The following is a 21,682-nucleotide window of genomic DNA, read 5'->3' as shown; positions in this document are numbered from 1 at the left end:
GGCTCTAGATTAATGCGGGTTTGACTACCGAGTCGGCGAGCCGCCGTTGCCAGCAGGCACTGCAAGGCGGTCGAAGAATGCTTTGTGTCTCCGCCGAGCGTCGCGTGCAATCTTCTCGAATGGAACAAATTCGAAGTACGCATTCAGCGGCCTATTGAAATTGTAGTAACCTTCGCTTCCTCCGAAGATTGGAAGAAACTGAAATTCCTCAAGTATATCCTGTGTGAGTTTTGCGCCAATATCACAAATTATATAAGCGTAGAATCTAGTAGAGTTATCAGCCTTGACCTTCCTGCCGTCGTGGGACCACTTTCCTTCCCTCATGGCGCGAATGTAGCGAACAACTTGGGAATACGGGTGCTCATTGCGGGAGGGCAGCGGTCCTGGTCGCTTTAATTCAACAATGACCACCTCGCGAAGGTCGTTTTTATCCTGGTCTGATGAAAATGCGAAGTTGAAGTAACACGCGATATCCGGCTCGCTGCCTCGTTCTACATCAAACAAAGCTTTATGAGCACTTATGTCGCGGTCACTATCGATATAGCTGGCGAAGGTAAGGCGCTCGTCCACAAGCCATAGATTATTGTCATCAAAATCTCGGTGCCCCTCAACAGAGGTGTGTCGTGGAAAAATAAGGCTGTGTACGGCTGCCTCCTTCTCGAATTGGCCGCCACTTTTGGATATAACAGCATCGTAAAGCTCAATTATCTTCCGCCTAAAAAGGAGGTATCCTACCAGAGACGACTGATGTGCTTTTATGGCATCTAGGTAAACGTTATCGAATTCTTCAGATATTTTCCGAGCATCAATCTCTTCGGATTTTTCAAATCGCTTTAGCGTTGCCTCCAAACGTGCACGTCCATGCTTTAGCCGTTGCGCGTGGGCGACAGCCAAGTGGTTCGTGATTTCCTTCTGGCCTGAGCCCAGCGGTATTTTCTCAATCTCATCGGAATCGGCGCCGATCAGGTAGCGATATTCCGGGTATTGGCGGGTGACCACTTCCTCGACAGCCGCCGCGCGGGCGGTGCGAGCTTCGTCGATAAACGGGGCCAGATGTTGAACCACCACCTCATCTATCTTCTCGTTTAGTGATTTTTCGTCGACCGGTTCTATCAAGCTTGGTTCTTGAGGGAGATCAATTACCGTTCGGTGGCCGCTAACCCGCTTGTCCAAATAGTCACTTGTTACATAGCAATGATAATAGAACTCGCCTATGTCGTCCTTCAGGCGCTTGTTGGGAATGAATTCTATTTTTCGAGGCGCGACAGATCGCCCGTCTGCGCAAATGGAGATGTTATGGGAGCGTTCATAAGGAGAGCGAATTCGGACATGGTGAGCGACAAACTGTGCTCCAGCTAGTTCAAAACCGGTGCTCTCAACCGAACTATAATCGGAAACATTGATGTCGAGCTTTTCTCTCCCGTCGAACAGAACGATTTTTGGGGGATTTGAGGATATTAAAACCGGCATAAAGTGTCGGCATATTTCTCGTGCTAAAATATCGAGTTTCCGTGGCATACGTTCCCGGAAGGCAGGCAATGAGTTGTTGAGTGTAACTGATGTGCCTGTGCTGGGCGTGGAAACTGCGGCACGTTGCTCGCGATTTACGCCAAGCGGGAGAGAGAAGTAGAATTCCCTGCCAAAAAAGTTGTGATCATCACGATACGTCGATTCAATCCGTACGTCATTGAATGCTTTGAGCCAAGACAATCGGCCTACGCCTTTCCCACCAAGGCCAACGGCTTCTTTATACGACGACGCAATCTCGTTGAAAGCCGCCATATGGGCGTCAGTAAAGCCGATTCCGTTGTCTTCAACCTTAAATGACCTGATTGGATAAGCTGACCCAAAACCGTCGCCGTTCAATTCAGTTTGCGATTCATCGCGTTCAACGTAAACGTGAATGAACGGGTTACGCGCTCCCGACTCCTTTAAGGCATGTATGGAATTTGAGATCGCTTCAAAGAGCGGAAACAGGGAGCCACTAATCGAAGATAGTGGCCAATGTTCAACAAGGCGCTGAAAATTAGTTTCCATTAAGGCCGTCCCCCATGCAGGGACGCGAGAGTAACTGCTGCTCGGCAAAATTGATACGCTCAAAAATACTGCTGCATTGGCCGAACCTCCAGGCTACCCTCCTTCAGCGCAGCGACGGCCGCCGCGCCGCAGAGTATCGTTTAGTACAGCACCTAGCGCGCCTCCGCCCAGTTGCCACCAGCCACCCCGCGCTCCTATCCTGTCCCGGCTCATCCATGGGAGGTTGACATGAACGTCAAGGAGATGGTGGCGGCGGCGAATGCCGTGGTGCCGAAGATTTCGCCCGACGAGGCGAGGAGGCTGGTGGCCGAGAAGAACGCGCTCGTGGTCGACGTGCGCGATGCGCCGGAAGTGCAGGCGAGCGGCAAGGTGAAGGGCGCGGTGAACGTTTCGCGCGGCATGCTCGACTTCCGCGCCGACCCGGACTCGCCTTATCACGACAAGGCGTTCTCGAAGGAGCGGCCGGTGATCCTCTACTGCGCCTCGGGCGGCCGCTCGGCGCTTTCCGGCAAGCTGCTCAAGGATTTCGGCTACGGCGAGGTTTATAATCTCGGCGCCTTCAAGGACTGGGCCGAAAGCGGCGGCGAGGTGGAGAAGTAGGGGGAGCGGCGCGTTTATCTCCCCCCTTGCGGGGGAGAAAGGATTTTCACGGTCTTAGCCGAGCCCTTCGCGAGGCTAAGTCGTAGAAAATCCAAGAGAGGGGGTTACTATGCGCCGCCTCAAACAATCCCCTCTCTTGCGATTTCTAGCACTTAGCTCGCTGTCGCTCGCTAAAATGCTGAAATCGCTTTCTCCCCCGCAAGGGGGGAGATAAGGGCGTCAGCGCACTTCCTTCTCCCCGTTCACGGGGAGAAGGTGTCACGAAGTGACGGATGAGGGGCGGGCGCGAACGGTTCAGAAGCTAGCGCTGCCCCTCACCTGCCTGCCGGCATCCTCTCCCCGTATCCTTCGACAGGCTCAGGACGGGGGGAGCGGAGCAGCTTCGGCGTTGCGCCTCCATCCTTCGACAAGCTCAGGATGAGGAGCGTTGGCGTGAGTGGCGTTGGCGCTAAAAATACTCCTGCAGGGGCCGCACTTCCAAATTCCCGGCCTTCAGCGCGGCGATGGCTTCGGCGACGGCGGCGGCGCCGGAGAGGGTGGTGTAGTAGGGCACTTTCTGCATCAGCGTCGCGCGGCGGATGGATTTGGAGTCGGAGACGGCCTTCTGGCTGTCGGTGGTGTTGAAGACGAGCTGGACCTGGCGATTGCGGATCGCGTCCTCGATATGCGGGCGGCCTTCCAGAACCTTGTTTATCTTCTCGGCCTCGACGCCCTGCTCGCGCAGAAAACGCTGGGTGCCGCCGGTGGCGAGGACCTTGAAGCCCAGCCCGGCGATGCGCTTGACCGCCGGCAATATGCCCGGCTTGTCCTCGTCGCGCACCGAGACGAACAAGGTGCCCGAGCGCGGCAGGTCGACGCCGGCGCCGAGCTGCGCCTTGGCGAAGGCCAGCGCGTAGTCGTAGTCGAGGCCCATGACCTCGCCGGTGGAGCGCATTTCGGGGCCGAGCAATATATCGACGCCGGGGAAGCGGGCGAATGGAAAAACGGCTTCCTTGACCGCGATGTGGCCGGGGTTGCGCGCGTCGGGCTTCGCGCCATAGGCGGCGAAAGCCTCGTCGAGGGTCTCGCCGGCCATGATGCGCGCGGCGATCTTGGCGATCGGCTTGCCGATGGTTTTTGCAACGAAGGGCACGGTGCGCGAGGCGCGGGGATTCACTTCGAGGATAAAGATCGTGCCGTCCTGGATAGCAAACTGCACGTTCATCAGCCCGCCGACATTGAGCGCTTTTGCAAGGGCGGCAGTCTGCGCCTCCAATTGGTCGACGAGGTCGGGCGAGAGCGTGTGGACCGGCAGCGAGCAGGCCGAGTCGCCCGAATGGATGCCGGCCTCCTCGATATGCTCCATGATGCCGGAGACGAAGGTGTTTTTCCCGTCGCAGAGGCAGTCGACGTCGACCTCGATGGCGCCCGACAGATAGGTGTCGAAGAGCAGCGGGTTTTTTCCCAGCAGCGTGTTGATCTGGCCGGTCTTGTCGTTGGGGTATTTCTGCTTGATGTCCTCCGGCACCAGGCCGGGCACGGTGTCGAGCAGGTAGGACTGCAGCATCGTCTCGTCGTGGATGATCTGCATGGCGCGGCCGCCGAGCACGTAGGAGGGGCGCACCACCAGCGGGAAGCCGAGCTCGCCGGCGACGGTGCGGGCCTGCTCGACCGACCAGGCGATGCCGTTCTTGGGCTGCAGCAGGCCGAGCTTGTGCAGGAGCTTCTGGAAGCGGTCGCGGTCCTCGGCAAGGTCGATCATGTCGGGCGAGGTGCCGAGGATCGGGATGCCGGCCTGTTCCAGCGCGTCGGCGAGTTTTAGCGGCGTCTGGCCGCCGAACTGGACGATGACGCCGTGCAGCGTGCCGGCGGCCTGTTCGGCGCGCAGGATTTCCAGCACGTCCTCCGCCGTCAGCGGCTCGAAATAGAGCCGGTCGGAGGTGTCGTAGTCCGTCGAGACCGTCTCCGGATTGCAGTTGACCATGATCGATTCATAGCCGGCCTCGGCAAGCGCGAAGGCGGCGTGGCAGCAGCAATAGTCGAACTCGATACCCTGGCCGATGCGGTTGGGGCCGCCGCCGAGGATGACGACCTTCTTGGCGGATGAGACCTGGGCCTCGTTGGCGAGGCTGCCGGCGAAAGGCGTCTCGTAGGTCGAATACATGTAGGCGGTGGGCGAGGCGAATTCGGCCGCGCATGTGTCGATGCGCTTGTAGACCGGGTGAACGCCGAGTGACTGGCGCTGCTTCTGGACGGCTTCGGCGTCGGTCTTCGTCAATGAGGCGAGGCGGGCGTCGGAAAAACCCATGGCTTTCAGCATGCGCAGATTGGCGGCGTCGGCGGGCAGGCCGTGCTCGCGGATGCGGGCTTCCATGGCGATGATGCCGGCGATCTGCTCCAGGAACCACGGGTCGATGCGGCACATCTGGTGCACGTCTTCGAGCGAGGTTCCCATGCGGATCGCCTGCGCCACCATGCGGAGGCGATCGGGCGTCGGCGTGCCGAGGGCGGCGCGGATGGCGTTCTTGTCGTCGCCATGCCCGATGCCGGGGATTTCGATTTCGTCGAGGCCGGTGAGGCCGGTCTCCAGCCCGCGCAATGCCTTCTGCAAGGATTCCTGGAAGGTGCGGCCGATGGCCATGACCTCGCCGACCGATTTCATGGCGGTGGTCAAAGTGGGTTCGGCGCCGGGGAATTTCTCGAAGGCGAAGCGCGGGATTTTCGTGACGACATAGTCGATGGAGGGCTCGAAGGAGGCGGGCGTCGCGCCGCCGGTGATGTCGTTCTCCAGCTCGTCGAGCGTGTAGCCGACGGCAAGCTTCGCGGCGATCTTGGCGATCGGGAAGCCGGTGGCCTTGGAGGCGAGCGCGGAGGAGCGCGAGACGCGCGGGTTCATCTCGATGACGACGAGGCGGCCGTCGGCCGGGTTGACGGCGAACTGGACGTTCGATCCGCCGGTCTCGACGCCGATCTCGCGCAGCACCGCGATCGAGGCGTTGCGCATCATCTGGTATTCCTTGTCGGTAAGCGTCAGCGCCGGCGCGACGGTGATCGAATCGCCGGTGTGCACGCCCATCGGATCGATGTTCTCGATGGAGCAGACGATGATGCAGTTGTCGGCGCGGTCGCGCACGACCTCCATCTCGTATTCCTTCCAGCCGAGCACCGATTCCTCGATCAGCACCTCGGTGGTGGGAGAGGCGTCGAGGCCCGACTGGACGATGTCGAAGAACTCGGCGCGGTTGTAGGCGATGCCGCCGCCGGTGCCGCCCATGGTGAAGGAGGGGCGGATGATGGCGGGCAGGCCGACATGGTCGAGCGCCTGCGCGGCGATCGCCATTGCGTGGCCGATATAGCGCTGCTTGCGGTCGCCCTCGCCGAGGTTCCAGTTGGTTTCGAGCGCGTCCAGCGCCGCGTCCATGTCGGGCGCGCCGGAGGCTTTCAGCTCGGCGCGCTCGGCCTCGTGCTTCTTGCGGTCCTCGTCCTTGACGGCGGACGCATTCGCGAGCATCGAGCGCGGGGTTTCCAGGCCGATCTTCGCCATCGCCTCGCGAAACAGCGAGCGGTCCTCGGCCTTGTCGATGGCGTGCGCATCGGCGCCGATCATCTCGACTTGATAGCGGTCGAGCACGCCCATGCGGCGCAGCGACAGCGCCGTGTTGAGCGCGGTCTGGCCGCCCATGGTGGGCAGCAGCGCGTCGGGGCGCTCGCGCGCGATGATCTTGGCGACGACTTCCGGCGTGATCGGCTCGACATAGGTGGCGTCGGCCAGCTCCGGGTCGGTCATGATGGTGGCCGGGTTGGAATTGACCAGGATGATGCGGTAGCCCTCGGCCTTGAGCGCCTTGCAGGCCTGGGTGCCGGAATAGTCGAACTCGCAGGCCTGGCCGATGACGATCGGGCCGGCGCCGATGATCAGGATCGACTTGATGTCGGTGCGTTTTGGCATGAGCGGGTCCGTGGTTCTTTGTTTTGCGCGCTAACGCGTCGCGGGTGGGCTTGCGCGAAAATCCGGCACGGGAGGCCCGGCCGGCGGCGCTGCGGAGTTTCTGAAGTCAGGCTAAGGGCGCCTTATAGGCAAATGTTCCGGCGCGCGTAACCCCGAAAATGCGGGCCTGCAAACGGGTCGCAGCGAAGGTGGAACATGCCCGCCTGCGATGCGTTGGCCGTTCGAATGCAGACAGGAGAATTGCCATGCGCAACGAACAGGCGGCCGTCACCCGCGGCGAGAAGGGCAGGAGCCAGATCAAGAAGGAACTGCGCGAGCGCGACAAGGACGAGAACTGGAAGGGCGATGCGCTGAAGGAGGCGGATGAGAAGGAGAAACGCGCGCGGCGTCCGCAGGCCAGCGAGGACGAGAAGACCACCGGCCTCGCCGTTCCGCAGGACGGCGAGGAGTGATGAGCGGCGCGGCCGGATGCTTCTTGCAAAGCCTTCCGGCCGGCTTGTTCATCAGCGCGGTTCCGACTGCAGCGTCTTCCAGGTCGCCACCATCATGAGCAGCAGCAGAAGGGCGAAGGGGAAACCGGTCGCGATGGCGCTCGCCTGAAGCGCGGCAAGCCCGCCGCCGAGCAGCAGCGCAATGGCGACCAGGCCTTCGAAAGTGGCCCAGAAGACGCGTTGCGCTACAGGCGCATCGACCTTGCCGCCGGCAGTGATGGTGTCGATGACCAGCGAGCCCGAATCCGACGAAGTGACGAAGAACACGATCACCAGCACGATGCCGATCAGCGAGGTCAGTCCCGCCAGCGGCAAGGGCTGCAGCATCCGGAACAGCGACAGTTCCGGCGTGTAGGCCACGACGGTCTCCTGCACGCCCTGATAACCCTCGTTCAGGAACTGCGAAACCGCCGTACCGCCGAAGGCGGTCATCCAGAAGATCGACGCCACCGTCGGGATGAGCAGCACGCAAACGATGAATTCGCGCACCGTGCGGCCTCTCGAGATACGGGCGATGAACATGCCGACGAAGGGCGACCAGGAGATCCACCATGCCCAATAGAACGTGGTCCAGCCATGCACGAATTCGTCGTCGGTGCGCCCGAAGGGGTTGGACAGCGCAGGCAGATAGCTCACGTAAGACCATGTGTTGGTGAAGAAGCGGGCGATGATGTCCCCGGTCGGTCCCAGAGCGAAGACGAAAACCACCAGCAGCACGGCGAGAACCATGTTGATCTCGGACAGACGCTTGACACCGGCGTCGAGGCCGGCGACGACCGAACCCAGTGCAACTGCCGTGATGCCGCTGATGAGCAGAACCTTCATCGTGTCCGTGACCGGGACGCCGTAAAGGAAGTTGAGGCCGGCAAGCGCCTGTTCAGCCCCAAAGCCGAGCGATGTCGCCAGGCCGAACAAGGTGGCGAAAACGGCCATGGTGTCGATGACGTGGCCAATCCAGCCGCGAACGCGCTCGCCGAAAATCGGATAAAAGGCGGAGCGGACCGACAGGGGCATGCCCTTGTTATAGGCGGCCAAAGCCAGCGACAGGCCTACGACCGCATAAATCGCCCATGGATGCAGGCCCCAGTGGTAGATAGTGGCGGCCATGGCGGCTTCGCGCGCGGTTTCGACCGCGCCGGCATTCACCGCGCCGTCCGCGCCGACCGGTCCGACGATGCCCAGCGGAGGATTGTTGAAGTGGTACATCGGCTCCAGCACGCCGAAGAACATCAGCCCGATGCCCATGCCGGCGGCGAAAAGCATCGAGAACCAGCCGGCGTAGCCGAAATCCGGCACGGCGTCGGCACCGCCGATGCGCACGCGCCCCAGCGGCGACAGGACAACTACCAGGCAAAACAGGACGAACAGATTGCCGGCTATGATGAACAGCCAGTCGAAGGTGGAGGTGAGCCATACGCGCAGGTCGCCGAGCGCCGGGCCGACGGAATCCCTGAAGATCAGGGTGAAGATGACGAAGCCGACGATGACTACCGCCGAGACGAAGAAGACCGGATTGTGAATGTCCAGCCCCAGAACGCGGATATTGTCCTGACCGGCTTCGAGGCCATGATCCTCGGTCGCGGCGCTTTCAACAGATGACATGCTTCCCTCCCTGAGCTTGTGGTAATGTGTTGGTATGGCATCGGCGCACATGGCCGTGCGCAAGGTGACTCGGTTATCCTAGCGTCATGGTCCTGTTTGCGACATTGTGGCGATAGTTGCGACCTGAAGTAGCGCTCTGCCGAGCAAGACCATTCGCAGCGCCTCCCGCCACAACTCGCGGGGGCTGAAAGCCGGGCCCGCGAAAGCCCCGCCGGGCTTGCCCCACCGGCCGCGCACTGAGATGATTGGTGGCGAAAGGACCAATGCCAATGCGGCTCCTGCCGACGACGGTGCTGGTCGCGATGATTGCGGCGGTCGGGCCGGCCTCAGCCTACACTATATTTCCGGACCGTGATGATCCGGACAAGCTCATAGTGCTGGTCGAAAGGGCCTATGGCGACCTCGTCCCCTTCGGCGCGCTGCCGCCACCATTCAACAAGGTCGTGCAGACGCTGCAGGCGCAGGAGCGGCTGTCCTTCCGCTGGCGCTACGGCACGAGCCGGGAGGAAGGCCTTTCCCGTCTGCATGTCGACGAGGACGGGAAAGCGACAGTCCATTTCGAGTTCAGAGGCGAGGAAACCGTCGGCGAGGATACGCTCGGCGCGGCAGCGGTGCTGGTCGATGCGGAGGGCAGGGCGCTGCACAGCTTCTACGCCAAGTCGGATTTTTCGGATGTGGCTCCGGTGAACGGCGAAAAGCGCCGCCGGGTCAGCCTGTCGGTCGAACGGCCGGCGGATTGGTGGCGCGAGGTCGAGGGGATCGCCTACTTCTACATGCGATACCACAAACAGCGGGATCTCGGCGAAGCCGAGCAGTGGCGCGCGATGCGGCGCGCAGTATGGCGTTTCACCGGCGGGGCGGGCACCGAGCAGCGGCAGCAGGGAGGCAAGAGGGATCGCCGGTGACGAGGCCGGAGGATGCCTGAAAGCGATATTGATTAGAACCGGCTCTCCCGACCCACGCGGTCATTCCGGCTATTGCCCGATATATGCTACCGCCCGGCGGCCGGCGCGGGTATTATCTGCTCCTGGAGTTCACGACGGCGGCAAAAATGGATCTGCAAACCTTCAGAGATTCGATTGCGAAACCACAGCCGCCCGCCGGCTTGAGCGCTGCATTGCAGGCGCTGTGGTGGGATGCAAAGGGCGATTGGAACAAGGCGCACGAGCACGCGCAGGAGCACGATGATGCGGCGGGCATGCATGTGCATGCCTACCTCCATCGCAAGGAAGGCGATCAGTCGAATGCCGAATACTGGTATCGCCGCTGCGGCGCTGCACCGTCGACCCTGACGCTCGACGAGGAATGGGAAGAGTTGGCGCGGTCATTTCTGAAGCAAGGTTGAGCCGTGCTCCTTGCAAGGTCTCGCGGGGCGCAATCAAACCGATATGCGTGCGGCTCTTTCCGGCGTATCAGGCGTGCGCCCCGGTCGAGATGGGCGCACGCGCTGGCAATTGGATGCGGCTATCACTTGGTAATCGCCCCTGTCTCCTGATCGGATAGATCGTTGGAGATCGGCCCCTTGTTGAGGGTAAGCTTGTCGCCCGAGCGCGAAATTTCGAGGCTTTGGCCTGGCTCGCCCAATTTGCCCGGCACGGAGATCGTGGCCGATTGATTTTCAGCCAGAGTGGCCCTGAAACGCACGGGCGCGGCCTCACCGTCCGCGATCGTTGCGACAAGCTGATAGCCGTCGTCTACGCTGGTGTAGTAGAGCACCCCATGAAAACGGCCGAGGTCGATGCTCTCGCCCGCCATTGCGGACAGTTCGCCGGCATGCAGGGGAGACGCGACCAGGAAGAGTGCCGCCAGGCCGCCGGCAAAGTTGCGCAGTGTAGCACTCCGTTTGAAGTGTTCCGCTCTCGGCTGGTCCGCAGGGACATGACCCGCCGACTGCATGCGTTTAGGAGTAAGGGCCAGACGGGTTCCGACTTCATTTGCAACGGTGTTCATGGCAGGCTCCAATGTTGACAGTGTTAACTTCCAGGCATTGACATAGGCCTGGAAGTAGGCAATGTCAACATATGTTTTCACTGACAACTTCGTGAGGAAAGATGCAGGACACCACTCCTCGGCCCTATCACCACGGCGACCTGAGGCGCACGATCATCGAGACCGCCATGGCTATGCTGCACGAAGACAAGGGCTGGCAGTTCACTCTGAGGGAAGTGGCGCGCCGCGCCGGCGTCAGCCATGCCGCTCCCTACAAGCACTTTCCGGACAAAGCCGCCCTGCTTGCCGAATTGGCCCTGCTAGGGTTCGACAGGCTGCACAAGGCGATGACGACATCGAAGCAAAGAGGGGCAAATTCCTGGCGGGACGAATTCCTCGCCGTCGGGCGGGCCTACGTCCGGTTCGGAACGTCAAATCCGGGCCTCTACCGGCTCATGTTCAGCGCCGAAGCCGGCAAGGCAGCGGACGTGCATTTGAGCGAGAGGGCGACCGCACCGCTTGGCGTGGTGATCGCACTGCTGGAGCGGGGCCAGACCGAGGGGGTGCTGCGCAAGCGTGATGTGCGGGGCCGGGCGGCAGCCTGTTGGGCGCAAGTGCATGGCATCACCATGTTGACCATGGAAGGCTTGTTCCTGCTCGAAAAAGTCGGCCCAAATCCTCTGGACGCCGCACTCGTCACACTGCTCGAAGGCCTGGAGAACTAAGCTCACCTTATCGGCACGTCTGCGTGGAGGCGGGCAGCGGCGCGCCGTGTGGCGATTTTCGCCCGGGCACCGAGCAGCGGCAGTAGGGCGCGCGATGTTCGGTTCGAGGGAAGCGCCGGGACAGTTTGCTTTTCAGCCCATGCCGACTCTTCAACGTCACAAACTGCTGCCTTGCCCACCTCGAATACCGTCACGTAGTGATTGCGTTCGAGATCGGCTCCGCTGGTTCGCTTGCGCGCCAAAGCCTTCCAAACGCTCGGGCGGATCGTCGAATGCATCTTCGATGACATTGATAGTTCGAGTTCCGAAATAAATTGCCCCGCATAGGTTGGGAGCTATTTACCTGAGCGCGCATTAGGCCGATTATCCGGCGCAGGGAGGAAGCTGTCCGACTTATCGGACAAATAGGTCGAACGGCTCCCGACCTTTGGATGCAAGGGAGGATAAACATGAGACGGACAGTTTGGCTCGCGGCATGCGCCGCGACTTTGTTGCTCGGTGTCCCGCATGCGTTCGCGCAATCCGGCGGCGTCGAGAAGGCAGTCGGCGGCTACAGTTTCGAGGAGGCCGCAAAAGAAGCCCCCGGCACGAAGGATTTCCATTCGGCCGACGGCCATCTCACTTTCGCCATCGTGACGCATACGGCCGGCAACGGATTCTTCGATCCGGTCTATGTGGGCGCGACTGTCGCCGGCAACATGATCGGCGCCAAGATACTGCTGCTTGGCTCGGAATCGCCGACCGACGACCCGGCCCGCGAGATCGAGATCCTGAACCAGATCGTGCAGGATCCGACGATCGACGGGCTTATCATGACGACGCCGCAGGCCGGCGCCTACAATGACATCGTCAAGGCCGCCGAGGCGGCGGGCATCCCGGTGGCCACCACCAATTCGTTCGACGGCACCCTCCTGAACCGGAGCAGCATCAGCCACACCGGCCAGGACGCTTCGGCGGCGGCCATCGCCGGCGAGGCGCTTGTCCAGTGCCTGAAGGACAAGGGCATCACCTCGGGCTCGATCGTGCTGCCGTCCTCAACGGCGATGGGCAACGTCGAAGTGAACAACCGCGTCACCTCGGCCTTCAACGCCATCGTCAAGGCGCTGAACGATGCGGGAACCCTCGCGAACTTCAAGGTCGACGCTGGCCCGGAGAACACTGGCATCGACACCAACCCCAACGACCCTGTCAACGGCATCGTGACGCTCTTCGAGTCGCGCGGCGACGTGGTTGGCGCCTTCGCCGGCAACAACGTGTTCACGCCCGCGCTTGCCAAGGCGGTCGCCCAGACCGGCAAGACCGGAAAGATCTGCGCCTACGGCTTCGACCTCGGCCCGGCGCAGCAGGACGCGCTGAAATCGGGCGACCTGACAGGCGCGCTCGGACAGCAGCCTTTCCTGCAGGGCTTCTGGCCGGTAATGCAGCTCTACCTGGAGATCGACCGTGGCATCGCGGCCGCCAACCTCGACACGCGCGCCCAGCTCGTGACGCAGGAGACGGTCGAAGACGTCGGCAAACGGTTCGAGAACTGAAGCCGGGGAAAGGCAGAGCGCCGCGTGGGGCAACTCCTCGCGGCGCGGCAGCAATGAGAAAGGACCGATGGCGCAGACCGCGACCCTAGTGCCCGGCCGCGCTCCCTCCCAGCTTGTCGGCGGCTGGGAGGCGGGTCTCCTTCTCCTGATCCTGCTGCTCTACGTTGGCGGCGCGGTGGTCAATCCGGCGTTCTTCGGAACGACGGAGGCACTGCACGCGGTGCTGCGCGACAGCGCGCGGGTCGGCATCATCGCCGTGGGCATGACCTTCGTCATCGTCAACAAGGATCTCGACCTGTCGGTCGGCTCCACTTACGGACTCGTGGCGGTCGTGTTCGCGCGGCTGTTCGCGCCGAGCTTCCTCGACCTGGGGATCGTTCCGTCGGTGCTTCTGTGCCTGCTTCTCGGCGCGGCGATCGGGCTCATCAACGGCGTCCTGGTTACCGTCCTCAGGGTGCCGGCGTTCATCGCCACGTTGACGATCCTCTTCATCGGCCGGGGCTTCGTGCTGGCGCTGACGCATGGCCAGTCGATCTACTACCCGGCCAAGGCGGCGGGGTATCCACTGTTCTTCCATCTCGGCGAGACCAACGTCCTCGGCTTCAACAACCAGATCGTGATCTTCGCCATCGTCGCGGTGATCGGCGCGATAGTGCTGGCGAAGACCCGCTGGGGCTACGAGACTTTCGCCACCGGCGGCAACGAGCAGGCCGCGGTCTATGCCGGCATTGCAACCAACTGGGTGCGCATCCGCGCCTACTTGATCTCCTCGCTCTGCGCCGCGCTGGCGGGGTTGCTGTCGGCGGCGCAGGACAAGGGCGTGACCCCTCTCTACGGCGTCAGCCTCGAGCTTGTCATCATCGCCTCGGTCATCATCGGCGGCGCCTCGATCCTCGGCGGCCGGGGGCGCGTCATCGGATCCTGCCTTGGGGCGTTTCTGGTGGTGCTGCTCGACAAGGTGCTGCGCGAGGGCGTACCGATCATCCGCGTCATCAAGATCGGCGATGAGGAAATCGCGGTGAACGCGATTTACTCGCTCCCCGTGGGAGCGGTTCCGGTGTTTCTCGGGCTCCTCCTGATCCTTGCGGTGCTGATTGAGCCCTACGTGATCCGACGACAGGTTGCGGCGAGGTTCTGGGCCTGGCTGCGCGGCCGCCCGCCGCCGCCCGCCACCGAGATCGGCGGCGTCGCGATCATCGGCGTTCAGACCAAGGGCGCCATGGCGGCTGACATCGCGCTGTCGGCGACCGGCTTCGGCAAGTTCCTCGCCCGCCGCGACGCGCTGGCGATCATCCTGGCCATGCTGCTGTGGCTGACCGGCCTCGCACTGCGCCCGGACTACTGGTGGAACCTCTCGAATACCTTCGCGATCCTGCTCAACTACACCGAGCTCGCGCTGATCGCCGTAGGCCTCGTCTACGTGATCGCCGCCGGCGACATCGATCTTTCGGTCGGCGCGGTGCTGGCGCTCGCGGGCAGCACCGCGGCCTATTTCCTAAAAGTGCTCGGCGCCGACCCGGTCACCGCCATCGCGATGGGCCTTCTCGCCGGGATGTGCGCCGGCATGGTCAACGCCGTGATGACGGTCGGCTTCAAGCTGCCGGCCTTCATCGCGACGCTCGGCATGTTCTACATCGCCCGCGGTCTCGCCGCCTGGTTCACCGCCGGCCAGCAGCTCACCGGCTGGACCGAACGCTACAATTTGATCGGCCGCAAGGTGAACGACATCCTGCTTCACCACGGCCTCGTCCTGCCGCCCGGGCCGCTCCGGGCCGTGGCCGAGGTGGTCAGCGTCCAGACGGTCTGGATGCTTTTCGTCGCTCTCCTGGCCGGCATCGTGCTTGCCTACACACCGTTCGGGCAGAAGATCTACGCCACCGGCGGCAACATCCGCGCGGCTGCCTATGCCGGCATCAACACCAACCGCGTGCGCTTCCTCGCGCTCCTCCTGTGCGCGCTCTGCGCGACGATGGCGGGGCTGATCAACATCGCCTACTTCCGCAGCTTCAACCCGGTCGCAGGCCAGTTCCGCGAGCTCGACGCCATCGCTGCGGTGATCATAGGCGGCGGCTCGATCTTCGGCGGCTACGGCACGATGATCGGCGCGCTCGCGGGCGCGGCGGTGATCACCCTGGTCCGCGCGCTCCTGCAGCTCAACGTCCAAGGCTTCACCATGCCGCAGCACTGGATCAACGTCTTCATCGGCGGCATCCTGATCGTCGCGGTGCTGATCGACATCTGGATACGCCAGGCGAATCTCATCGGCCGGCTGTGGGCGCGATTTGCCCGGCGGGCCGCTACGGCGGAGACCACCCATGCGTGAGACCCCCCTCCCGACCCCAATCGTCGAGATGCGCGGGATCGACAAAGCGTTCGGCGCGGTGCGCGCCCTCAGCGGCGTCGACCTTGTCCTCTATCCGGGCGAGATTCTTGGCCTCGTCGGCGACAACTCGGCCGGGAAGTCGACGCTCATGAAGATCCTGACGGGCGCCTACCAGCGCGATGCCGGCGAAATCTTCGTTGCCGGGCAACCGGTGCACTTCAAGAGCCCGCACGAGAGTCGCGACGTCGGCATCGAAATGATCTACCAGGATTTCGCCCTTTGCGGGAATATGGATGTCGGCCAGAATATCTTTCTTGGCCGGTGGCCGCGCAAAGGCCTTTTCATCAATCGGCGGAAAATGTACGCGGAAGCCGACGACGTGCTGAAGCGGCTAAAGGTCGACGTGAACTCCGTCCATCAGAAGGTCGAGAGCCTGTCGGGCGGCCGCCAGCAATCCGTGGCGATAGCTCGCGCGATCTCGTTCGAGCCGCGCGTGGTTATCCTCGACGAACCTACCGCCAATCTCTCGGTGATGGCGACCGAACGGCTGCTCGAGACGATGCTCGAACTCAAGAAGCACGGCGTCGCGCAGATCATCATCTCGCACCGGCTGGTCGACATCTTTGCCGTGGGCGACCGCGTCATGGTGCTGAAGCGCGGCGAGAATGTCGGCGACCGCTACGTCAGGATGACGAACGAGCACGAGGTCTTGGAGATCATCGTCTCCGGCACGAGAGAGAACGCGCTCACGGCAGATGAGGCAACGGCGATTTGACCGGTCATGGCGATCGAGACGTTGTCGCGGATATTCACGTCGACGCTGGAACGTTATCCGCCCAGGACGCAACGGTAGTCCTGGGCGGATACTCTGAGGTTCAGCTCAAATTCCTGCGCCGCTCCAGCTCGGCCTCCGTCGGAGTGTCGAATTCGAAGGAGCCGGTGCGGACCTCGCCGTCGGGCACATATTTCATGGCGACGGCACCGGACGGTGACGACTGGACGGAGAGGAGTTTCAGGCCCGTGGGCTGAGCCGTTTCGCCGAAAAGCCGCTTCCCCTTGCCGAGGATGACCGGAAATACCGAGACGTTGAATTCGTCGACAAGGCCGTGCGCGAGCAAGGTCTTCAGGAAATCGGTGGAGCCCTGGGTTAAAAGATCGGGGCCGTCCTCCTGCTTCAGCTTCTTCAGCGCGGCGACCGGATCGGGCCCGAGCGTCCGGCTGTTCTGCCAGCCCGGCTTGAAATCCGGGTTGCGTGTCGCGACGAATTTGGTGATGCTGTCGAACAGCGGCCCGATCGGGTCGTCCTTTTCGACATAGGGCCAGTGGGCTGCGAAAATGTCGTAGGTCTTGCGGCCGAGCAGAAGGTCGAAGGGCCTCGAGAACATCTCGCCGACGACTTCGCCCATCTTCTCGTCGAAATGCGGCGCGACCCAGCCGCCATATTTGAAGCCGCCGGTCGGATCTTCATCCGGGCCGCCCGGAGCCTGCATGACGCCGTCGAGACTGACGAAGGCTCCGGCAACTATTTTCCTCATTGCATTTCTCCTCGTTGAAACGCCCGGTCAAAGCCCGAGATCTTTCCAAGGACGATCGGGGCGTCCGCATTCCGACAGCGCCGGGAGAAAAATCCGGTTTCAGACCAAATCCATGCTCTCGCTCGAACGCGGCGCCGCGTCAGCCGCAGCCATGATCGAATCGAGCAGGCCGGGAAAGCGCTGATCGAGTTCGGCGCGGCGCAGCGAAATCAGCCGGCTGGTGCCCGAAATCTCCGTGCGGGTCACGCCGGCCTCGCGCAGCTTGGCGAGATGGTAGCTGAGATTGGTCTTCGAGCCGAAATCGAGGAACTGGCTGCAATTCATCGGTGCGCCTTCGTTGCGGGCGAGATAGCCGACGATGGCCAGCCGCGTCTGGTCTCCCAACACGGACAGCACATTGGCGAGGCTGATCTGGTCGATGGAGGGGTGGGGCAAGATCATGGGTCGAGAATGAAGGCTTTCGGGGCTCGATTCAATGTAGCGCAGGGCTCCTGACATGAGCGTGGCAGGAGGCCTATGGCAGTAGATTGACATGATGCGGCGACAGGTTCAATAGTTCAATAAGTTTTGAACTAAGGAAAAAGGTCATGGACAAGCGTCTGATATGGCTGGCCGTGGGATCGTTCGCGATGAGCACGGTTGGCTTCGTCTTCTCCAGCCTGTTGCCGGCGATCGCCGCCGACGCCGGAGTTTCGGTTCCGCACGCCGGTTATCTGATCACCGCGTTCTCGCTCGCCTACGCCATCGGCGCACCGGTGCTGTCGGCGCTGGCTGGCGAAATCGACAGGCGGCGCGTGCTGGCGGCGGCCATGCTTGCTTTCGTCACCGGCAATGTCATCGCGGCGACAAGTTCGTCCTTCTCCGGGCTGTTGGCCGCGCAGATACTGATGGGCATGTCGGCCGGCCTGTTCGCCGCGACGGCGCAGGCGACGGCCGTGGCGCTGGCCGGGCCGGAGCACCGCGCGCGCGCCATCGCGGTGGTGGTCGGCGGCACAACATTCGCGGTCGCGCTTGGCGCGCCTGCGGGCTCGCTGATCGCCACGATGTGGGGCTGGCGCGGCACGTTCGTGGCCATTGCGCTGCTCGGCTTCGCCTGCGCGGCGATCCTGTGGGTACGCCTGCCGCATGGAATGCGCGGCGCGCGCCTGACGCTCGGCGAGCGGTTTGCCGCGATCGGCAGGCCGGGCATATTGCCCTCGCTCGCCGTGACGTTGCTCTACCTTACCGGCGGCTTCGCCATCATTTCCTATATCGCGCCGCTGACCACCGAGGGCGCCAGCCTGCCGGCTCTCGCCATACCGGGCATGCTGCTCGCCTTCGGCGTCGGGGCCGTCATCGGCAACCTCGCCAGCGGCTATCTGGCCGACCGCATCGGGGCGACGCGGGTCGTGGTCCTGGCGCTTCTGACGTCGGCTGCAGTAAGCGTCGTCATCGCGCTCGTCCTGAAATTCGTGCCGCCTGCGATCTCCGGGCCGGCGCTGATCGCGCTGATGGGCGTGTGGGGCACGATCGGCTGGTCGTTTCCGCCGGCGCAGGCGAGCCGCATCGTCGGCTTCGCGCCCGAGGTTGCGCATCTGACGCTGTCGCTCAACGCCTCGGCGCTCTATTTCGGCATCGCCGCCGGGACAGTGGTCGGCGGGCGGGTGCTCGAATTCGCCACGCCGTCCGACCTGGGCCTTGTCGCCGCCGCCTTTCCGTTGCTGGCACTAGCGGTGCTGATGGCGAGCGCGAGATCCCGGCGGGTCGCCGTGGCACCGGCAGCCGAGTAGGGTCTAGATGTTTGTTTAGTCGCCTGATCTTGCCAGAAAAGTCTGCAACTTTTCGCAGTGCCGACCTTCGGTTCGGGATCATACTTAAGCCGGAACGCGGCGGGTGGTCGTGCGTTGACGGGCACATTCCCGCATCTTCCGGAGGAACGATCATGGGCGTCAACCAAGCACCGACCGCAAAGGGCAAGCAAGCAGCCGCCGGGCTGAAACAGGCGGCGGAAAAGGACGAACGCAAGACGGAGACCCGCAAGGGCGGCGACCTCGCCAAAGGCGCGAAGCGGTTCGAGGAGCGGTCGAAGAGTTCGGACGGCAGGAGCGCCGGCGACAAGCAGCGCGACTGAAGTCCATCAACAGTCGAAGCCGGTCGAAAGTCAAAGTTAAGCAGTCTGAGCTAATATAAGGGGAAAACCGGTGCGAATACCGGATTTCCGACAGGCTGCGGTGTGAATTTCTACGGCTTCAATTTCGCACAGGCGCGCAGGATCGTCCTTGCATGGACGAATATCCCGGCGGTGATCGCTGTGGTCGTCATTATCGTTGGCGGCATTTTCGCCGAACATCAGAACCGGCTGGTGCATCAGCAGGCGAGCCGGGCCGACGTGCTGGCCGACGTCAATCTGATCCGGGCCAAGCTGGAAGGCAACATCAACGGCAACATCCAGCTTGTGCGCGGCCTGGTCTCGGCGATCGTGACGGAACCCTACATGGGCCAGCAGCGCTTCGCCTCGCTTGCCCGCAACCTGTTTGCGGAAGAGTCGCAACTGAAAAATATCGCGGGTGCACCCAACCTCGTCATTTCCCTTATGTATCCGATAAAGGGTAACGAGAAGGCGATCGGGCTCGACTACCGCGAAAACGAAGCACAGCGCGAGAGCGTCTTTCGCGCGCGCGAAACGCGCCGGCTGGTTCTTGCAGGACCTGTTGAACTGGCCCAAGGCGGACAAGGCTTCATCGGCCGCTTTCCGGTCTATGTCCCCAGCGCAGGGAACAGCGACAGGTTCTGGGGCGTCGTCTCGGCCGTCATCGACGTGGAGCGCCTTTATAGGGATAGCGGGCTCACCGACCCGGAGCTGCCGATCGAAGTGGCGCTGACCGGCCGCGATGCGCTCGGCGAGACCGGCACCCGGTTCTATGGCGATCCGGAGGTCGTGAAAAGCGATCCGGTGACGGCGAGCGTGCACTTGCCCTCCGGCTCATGGCAGATCGCTGCAATTCCGAAAGCCGGCTGGAACGCGACGCCTCCGAACACCTGGCTGCTGCGCGGCCTGATTTTTGCTGCCGGCGCGCTGGTGGTAGTCCCGATCCTGGCGGCAAGCCACTTGATCGAGGAGCGGCGGAAGCATTACCGCGACGCGCGCCGCCGCGAGACGCAGCTCAGGCGGCTGTCGCAGCGCCTGGAACTGGCGCTGGATGCTTCGCAGATCGGCGTGTGGGAACACGACCTGGAAACCGACGAGATGGTCTGGGACGACCGGGTCAACGAGATCTACGGGCTGCCGGCCGACGGCAAGCCGCGACACTATGACGACTGGGCCGGCAAGATCCATCCGGACGATCTGGAGCGGGCGCAGAAGGACTTCCATGACGCCGCGACGCGCGGGCGCTACTCCTCGGAGTACCGCATCGTGCTGCCCGGCGGTGAAATCCGCTACCTTCGCACGCGCGCGATCGTCTATCAGGAGGGGAACGAGACGCCGAAGATGATCGGTGCCGAATGGGATGTGACCGCCGATGTGACGCTCACCAGGGAACTGGAGCGGGCGAAGAACCTGGCGGAGACCCGATACGCGGAGCTCGAGGCCGCCAAGGCTCGCATCGAGCACAATGCGCTGCACGATTCGCTCACCGGCCTGCCCAACCGGCGTTATCTTGACGAGATACTGGACCACTACGCGGCGGCCTGCGCCCGCAGCGGCGGCTACGCGGCGCTGCTGCACATCGATCTCGACCGCTTCAAACAGATCAACGACACGCTCGGCCACGCCGCCGGCGACGCGATGCTGGTGCATGCGTCGAAGGTTCTGAAAGCGAATATGCGGCCGCAGGACTTCGTCGCCCGTATCGGCGGCGACGAGTTCGTGTTGGTGGTATGCACGTCCGAATCCGGTTCGGACTATCTGGCCGTGCTCGCCGACCGCATCATCGGCCAGATGCGCCAGCCAGTCTCCTATGAGGGCCATCAATGCCGGTTCGGCGTCAGCATCGGCATCGCCGCCGAAACCGGCGAAGACATCGATCCGAAGCGCCTGCTGGTCAATGCCGACATCGCGCTCTACCGGGCCAAGAGCCGCGGCCGCAACCGGCACGAATTCTTCACCGAAGCCCTGCAGGCGGAGATCGTCACTACCAAGCGCGTGGCCGACGAGATACTTGGCGGCCTGGAACGCAGCGAATTCGTCGCCTACTACCAGCCGCAGTTCGACGCAAAGACGCTGGAGATCGCCGGCGTCGAGGCGCTGGCGCGATGGCGGCACCCGGCGAAAGGGATACTGACGCCTGAAGTGTTCATCAAGATTGCCGAGGAACTGAACGTCGTCTCGACAATCGACCGGATGATCCTCGAGCAGGCGCACGGGAATTTCGAGGATTGGACCAAGTCCGGCCTCGCCGTGCCGCGCGTCTCCGTCAATGTCTCGGCGCGGCGACTGCAGGACGAGGAACTGATCAAGAGCCTGCGCAACCTGGACATCCGTCCCGGCACAGTGTCGTTCGAGCTTGTCGAATCCATCTTCCTCGACGACCATGACGAGATGGTCGCCTGGAACGTCAACCAGATCAAGGAACTCGGCATCGACATCGAGATTGACGATTTCGGCACTGGCTACGCGTCGATCGTCAGCCTGCTCAAGCTCCAGCCGCGCCGCCTGAAGATCGACCGGCAACTGGTCAGGCCGATCGTCAAATCGCCTACGCAAAGAAGCTTGGTGGAATCGATCGTGGAAATCGGCAAATCGCTCGGCATCGAGGTGGTGGCAGAGGGCGTCGAGACGATGCAGCATGCGCGCATCCTCAAGGAACTCGGCTGCGATATGCTGCAGGGTTTCGCGCTCGGGCGCCCCATGAGCGCCACCGAGCTCAAGGCGTTTATACGCCAGCGCAAGCAGCGCGCCGCTTCCTAGTCCGACGAGCGTCTGACCGCACAATGCTGTGACAGATAGCAACCGTTGGGCTAGTTATCGGTTGAGGATCGCCGGCGGCATTCGCGCCGCGC

17 protein-coding genes are annotated in these 21,682 nt (G+C 62.6%); 11 read left to right on the top strand and 6 right to left on the bottom strand.

The annotated features are described in order from the left end of the window. Nucleotides 1–24: 24 nt before the first annotated feature. The gene (locus ABVK50_RS19405; RefSeq protein WP_353645023.1) at nucleotides 25–2,037 is read right to left on the bottom strand and encodes an ATP-binding protein; all 2,013 of its coding nucleotides are present in this window, start codon (nucleotides 2,035–2,037) and stop codon (nucleotides 25–27) included. Between the two features lie 228 nt (nucleotides 2,038–2,265). Here ABVK50_RS19405 and ABVK50_RS19400 point away from each other — a divergent pair, with 228 nt between their 5' ends. Further along, nucleotides 2,266–2,637 carry a rhodanese-like domain-containing protein gene (locus ABVK50_RS19400; protein WP_353645024.1) on the top strand — a complete coding sequence of 124 codons (372 nt, stop codon included), beginning with the start codon at nucleotides 2,266–2,268 and terminating at the stop codon, nucleotides 2,635–2,637. 448 nt (nucleotides 2,638–3,085) lie between these two features. Here the strand turns inward: ABVK50_RS19400 and carB are convergent, their stop codons facing one another. Beyond that, on the bottom strand, nucleotides 3,086–6,565 hold the full coding sequence (gene carB, locus ABVK50_RS19395; protein WP_353645025.1) for a carbamoyl-phosphate synthase large subunit: 3,480 nt from the start codon (nucleotides 6,563–6,565) through the stop codon (nucleotides 3,086–3,088). A 245-nt stretch (nucleotides 6,566–6,810) separates the two neighbouring features. On the opposite strand from carB, the gene ABVK50_RS19390 reads away from it, so the two are divergent. Then, nucleotides 6,811–7,017: a hypothetical protein gene (locus ABVK50_RS19390; RefSeq protein WP_353645026.1), complete on the top strand. Its 207-nt coding sequence runs from the start codon at nucleotides 6,811–6,813 to the stop codon at nucleotides 7,015–7,017. A 51-nt stretch (nucleotides 7,018–7,068) separates the two neighbouring features. Here the strand turns inward: ABVK50_RS19390 and ABVK50_RS19385 are convergent, their stop codons facing one another. Beyond that, entirely contained in the window at nucleotides 7,069–8,658 is a 1,590-nt protein-coding gene (locus ABVK50_RS19385; RefSeq protein WP_353645027.1) for a BCCT family transporter, read from the bottom strand. 269 nt (nucleotides 8,659–8,927) lie between these two features. Here ABVK50_RS19385 and ABVK50_RS19380 point away from each other — a divergent pair, with 269 nt between their 5' ends. After that, nucleotides 8,928–9,563, top strand: a complete 636-nt coding sequence (locus ABVK50_RS19380) for a hypothetical protein (protein WP_353645028.1) — start codon at nucleotides 8,928–8,930, stop codon at nucleotides 9,561–9,563. A gap of 146 nt (nucleotides 9,564–9,709) precedes the next feature. Beyond that, nucleotides 9,710–10,003 carry a hypothetical protein gene (locus ABVK50_RS19375; RefSeq protein WP_353645029.1) on the top strand — a complete coding sequence of 98 codons (294 nt, stop codon included), beginning with the start codon at nucleotides 9,710–9,712 and terminating at the stop codon, nucleotides 10,001–10,003. Between the two features lie 122 nt (nucleotides 10,004–10,125). Here ABVK50_RS19375 and ABVK50_RS19370 read toward each other — a convergent pair whose 3' ends face one another. Next, nucleotides 10,126–10,608, bottom strand: coding sequence for a hypothetical protein (locus ABVK50_RS19370; protein WP_353645030.1), 483 nt, complete (start codon nucleotides 10,606–10,608; stop codon nucleotides 10,126–10,128). Between the two features lie 101 nt (nucleotides 10,609–10,709). Between ABVK50_RS19370 and ABVK50_RS19365 the strand changes: the two genes are divergently transcribed. From ABVK50_RS19365 to ABVK50_RS19350, 4 genes are all read left to right on the top strand, one after another. Further along, entirely contained in the window at nucleotides 10,710–11,312 is a 603-nt protein-coding gene (locus ABVK50_RS19365) for a TetR/AcrR family transcriptional regulator (protein ID WP_353645031.1), read from the top strand. A 449-nt stretch (nucleotides 11,313–11,761) separates the two neighbouring features. Next, nucleotides 11,762–12,844, top strand: a complete 1,083-nt coding sequence (locus tag ABVK50_RS19360) for a substrate-binding domain-containing protein (RefSeq protein ID WP_353645032.1) — start codon at nucleotides 11,762–11,764, stop codon at nucleotides 12,842–12,844. 67 nt (nucleotides 12,845–12,911) lie between these two features. Beyond that, on the top strand, nucleotides 12,912–15,167 hold the full coding sequence (locus tag ABVK50_RS19355; RefSeq protein WP_353645033.1) for an ABC transporter permease: 2,256 nt from the start codon (nucleotides 12,912–12,914) through the stop codon (nucleotides 15,165–15,167). Then, on the top strand, nucleotides 15,160–15,942 hold the full coding sequence (locus ABVK50_RS19350) for an ATP-binding cassette domain-containing protein (protein WP_353645034.1): 783 nt from the start codon (nucleotides 15,160–15,162) through the stop codon (nucleotides 15,940–15,942). Before ABVK50_RS19355 ends, ABVK50_RS19350 begins: the two co-directional genes overlap by 8 nt. A 100-nt stretch (nucleotides 15,943–16,042) precedes the next feature. Here the strand turns inward: ABVK50_RS19350 and ABVK50_RS19345 are convergent, their stop codons facing one another. Further along, nucleotides 16,043–16,702 (bottom strand): dihydrofolate reductase family protein, encoded by a 660-nt coding sequence (locus ABVK50_RS19345; protein WP_353645035.1) that lies wholly within the window; start codon nucleotides 16,700–16,702, stop codon nucleotides 16,043–16,045. Between the two features lie 99 nt (nucleotides 16,703–16,801). Continuing rightward, nucleotides 16,802–17,143, bottom strand: a complete 342-nt coding sequence (locus ABVK50_RS19340; RefSeq protein ID WP_353645036.1) for a helix-turn-helix transcriptional regulator — start codon at nucleotides 17,141–17,143, stop codon at nucleotides 16,802–16,804. A 146-nt stretch (nucleotides 17,144–17,289) separates the two neighbouring features. Between ABVK50_RS19340 and ABVK50_RS19335 the strand changes: the two genes are divergently transcribed. The 3 genes from ABVK50_RS19335 to ABVK50_RS19325 all read left to right on the top strand — a co-directional run bounded on the left by ABVK50_RS19335 (nucleotide 17,290) and on the right by ABVK50_RS19325 (nucleotide 21,590). Further along, on the top strand, nucleotides 17,290–18,471 hold the full coding sequence (locus ABVK50_RS19335; RefSeq protein ID WP_353645037.1) for an MFS transporter: 1,182 nt from the start codon (nucleotides 17,290–17,292) through the stop codon (nucleotides 18,469–18,471). 152 nt (nucleotides 18,472–18,623) lie between these two features. Continuing rightward, entirely contained in the window at nucleotides 18,624–18,812 is a 189-nt protein-coding gene (locus tag ABVK50_RS19330) for a hypothetical protein (RefSeq protein WP_353645038.1), read from the top strand. Between the two features lie 102 nt (nucleotides 18,813–18,914). Then, on the top strand, nucleotides 18,915–21,590 hold the full coding sequence (locus ABVK50_RS19325) for an EAL domain-containing protein (RefSeq protein WP_353645039.1): 2,676 nt from the start codon (nucleotides 18,915–18,917) through the stop codon (nucleotides 21,588–21,590). Nucleotides 21,591–21,682 lie beyond the last annotated feature (92 nt).

Source organism: Mesorhizobium sp. WSM2240, from assembly GCF_040438645.1.
Classification (GTDB): Bacteria; Pseudomonadota; Alphaproteobacteria; order Rhizobiales; family Rhizobiaceae; genus Allomesorhizobium.
Note: the sequence above shows the minus strand (reverse complement) of the source record. Positions and strands in the feature narration are given on the sequence as shown.

What these genes read in the sequence shown, in the direction of transcription:
- ABVK50_RS19390 (WP_353645026.1), top strand. Translation starts at nt 6,811, where the DNA reads ATGCGCAACGAACAGGCGGCCGTCACCCGCGGCGAGAAGGGCAGGAGC.
- ABVK50_RS19340 (WP_353645036.1), bottom strand. Translation starts at nt 17,143, where the DNA reads ATGATCTTGCCCCACCCCTCCATCGACCAGATCAGCCTCGCCAATGTG.
- ABVK50_RS19345 (WP_353645035.1), bottom strand. Translation starts at nt 16,702, where the DNA reads ATGAGGAAAATAGTTGCCGGAGCCTTCGTCAGTCTCGACGGCGTCATG.
- ABVK50_RS19370 (WP_353645030.1), bottom strand. Translation starts at nt 10,608, where the DNA reads ATGAACACCGTTGCAAATGAAGTCGGAACCCGTCTGGCCCTTACTCCT.
- ABVK50_RS19355 (WP_353645033.1), top strand. Translation starts at nt 12,912, where the DNA reads ATGGCGCAGACCGCGACCCTAGTGCCCGGCCGCGCTCCCTCCCAGCTT.
- ABVK50_RS19400 (WP_353645024.1), top strand. Translation starts at nt 2,266, where the DNA reads ATGAACGTCAAGGAGATGGTGGCGGCGGCGAATGCCGTGGTGCCGAAG.
- ABVK50_RS19350 (WP_353645034.1), top strand. Translation starts at nt 15,160, where the DNA reads ATGCGTGAGACCCCCCTCCCGACCCCAATCGTCGAGATGCGCGGGATC.
- ABVK50_RS19330 (WP_353645038.1), top strand. Translation starts at nt 18,624, where the DNA reads ATGGGCGTCAACCAAGCACCGACCGCAAAGGGCAAGCAAGCAGCCGCC.
- ABVK50_RS19360 (WP_353645032.1), top strand. Translation starts at nt 11,762, where the DNA reads ATGAGACGGACAGTTTGGCTCGCGGCATGCGCCGCGACTTTGTTGCTC.
- ABVK50_RS19375 (WP_353645029.1), top strand. Translation starts at nt 9,710, where the DNA reads ATGGATCTGCAAACCTTCAGAGATTCGATTGCGAAACCACAGCCGCCC.
- ABVK50_RS19380 (WP_353645028.1), top strand. Translation starts at nt 8,928, where the DNA reads ATGCGGCTCCTGCCGACGACGGTGCTGGTCGCGATGATTGCGGCGGTC.
- carB (WP_353645025.1), bottom strand. Translation starts at nt 6,565, where the DNA reads ATGCCAAAACGCACCGACATCAAGTCGATCCTGATCATCGGCGCCGGC.
- ABVK50_RS19365 (WP_353645031.1), top strand. Translation starts at nt 10,710, where the DNA reads ATGCAGGACACCACTCCTCGGCCCTATCACCACGGCGACCTGAGGCGC.
- ABVK50_RS19405 (WP_353645023.1), bottom strand. Translation starts at nt 2,037, where the DNA reads ATGGAAACTAATTTTCAGCGCCTTGTTGAACATTGGCCACTATCTTCG.
- ABVK50_RS19385 (WP_353645027.1), bottom strand. Translation starts at nt 8,658, where the DNA reads ATGTCATCTGTTGAAAGCGCCGCGACCGAGGATCATGGCCTCGAAGCC.
- ABVK50_RS19335 (WP_353645037.1), top strand. Translation starts at nt 17,290, where the DNA reads ATGGACAAGCGTCTGATATGGCTGGCCGTGGGATCGTTCGCGATGAGC.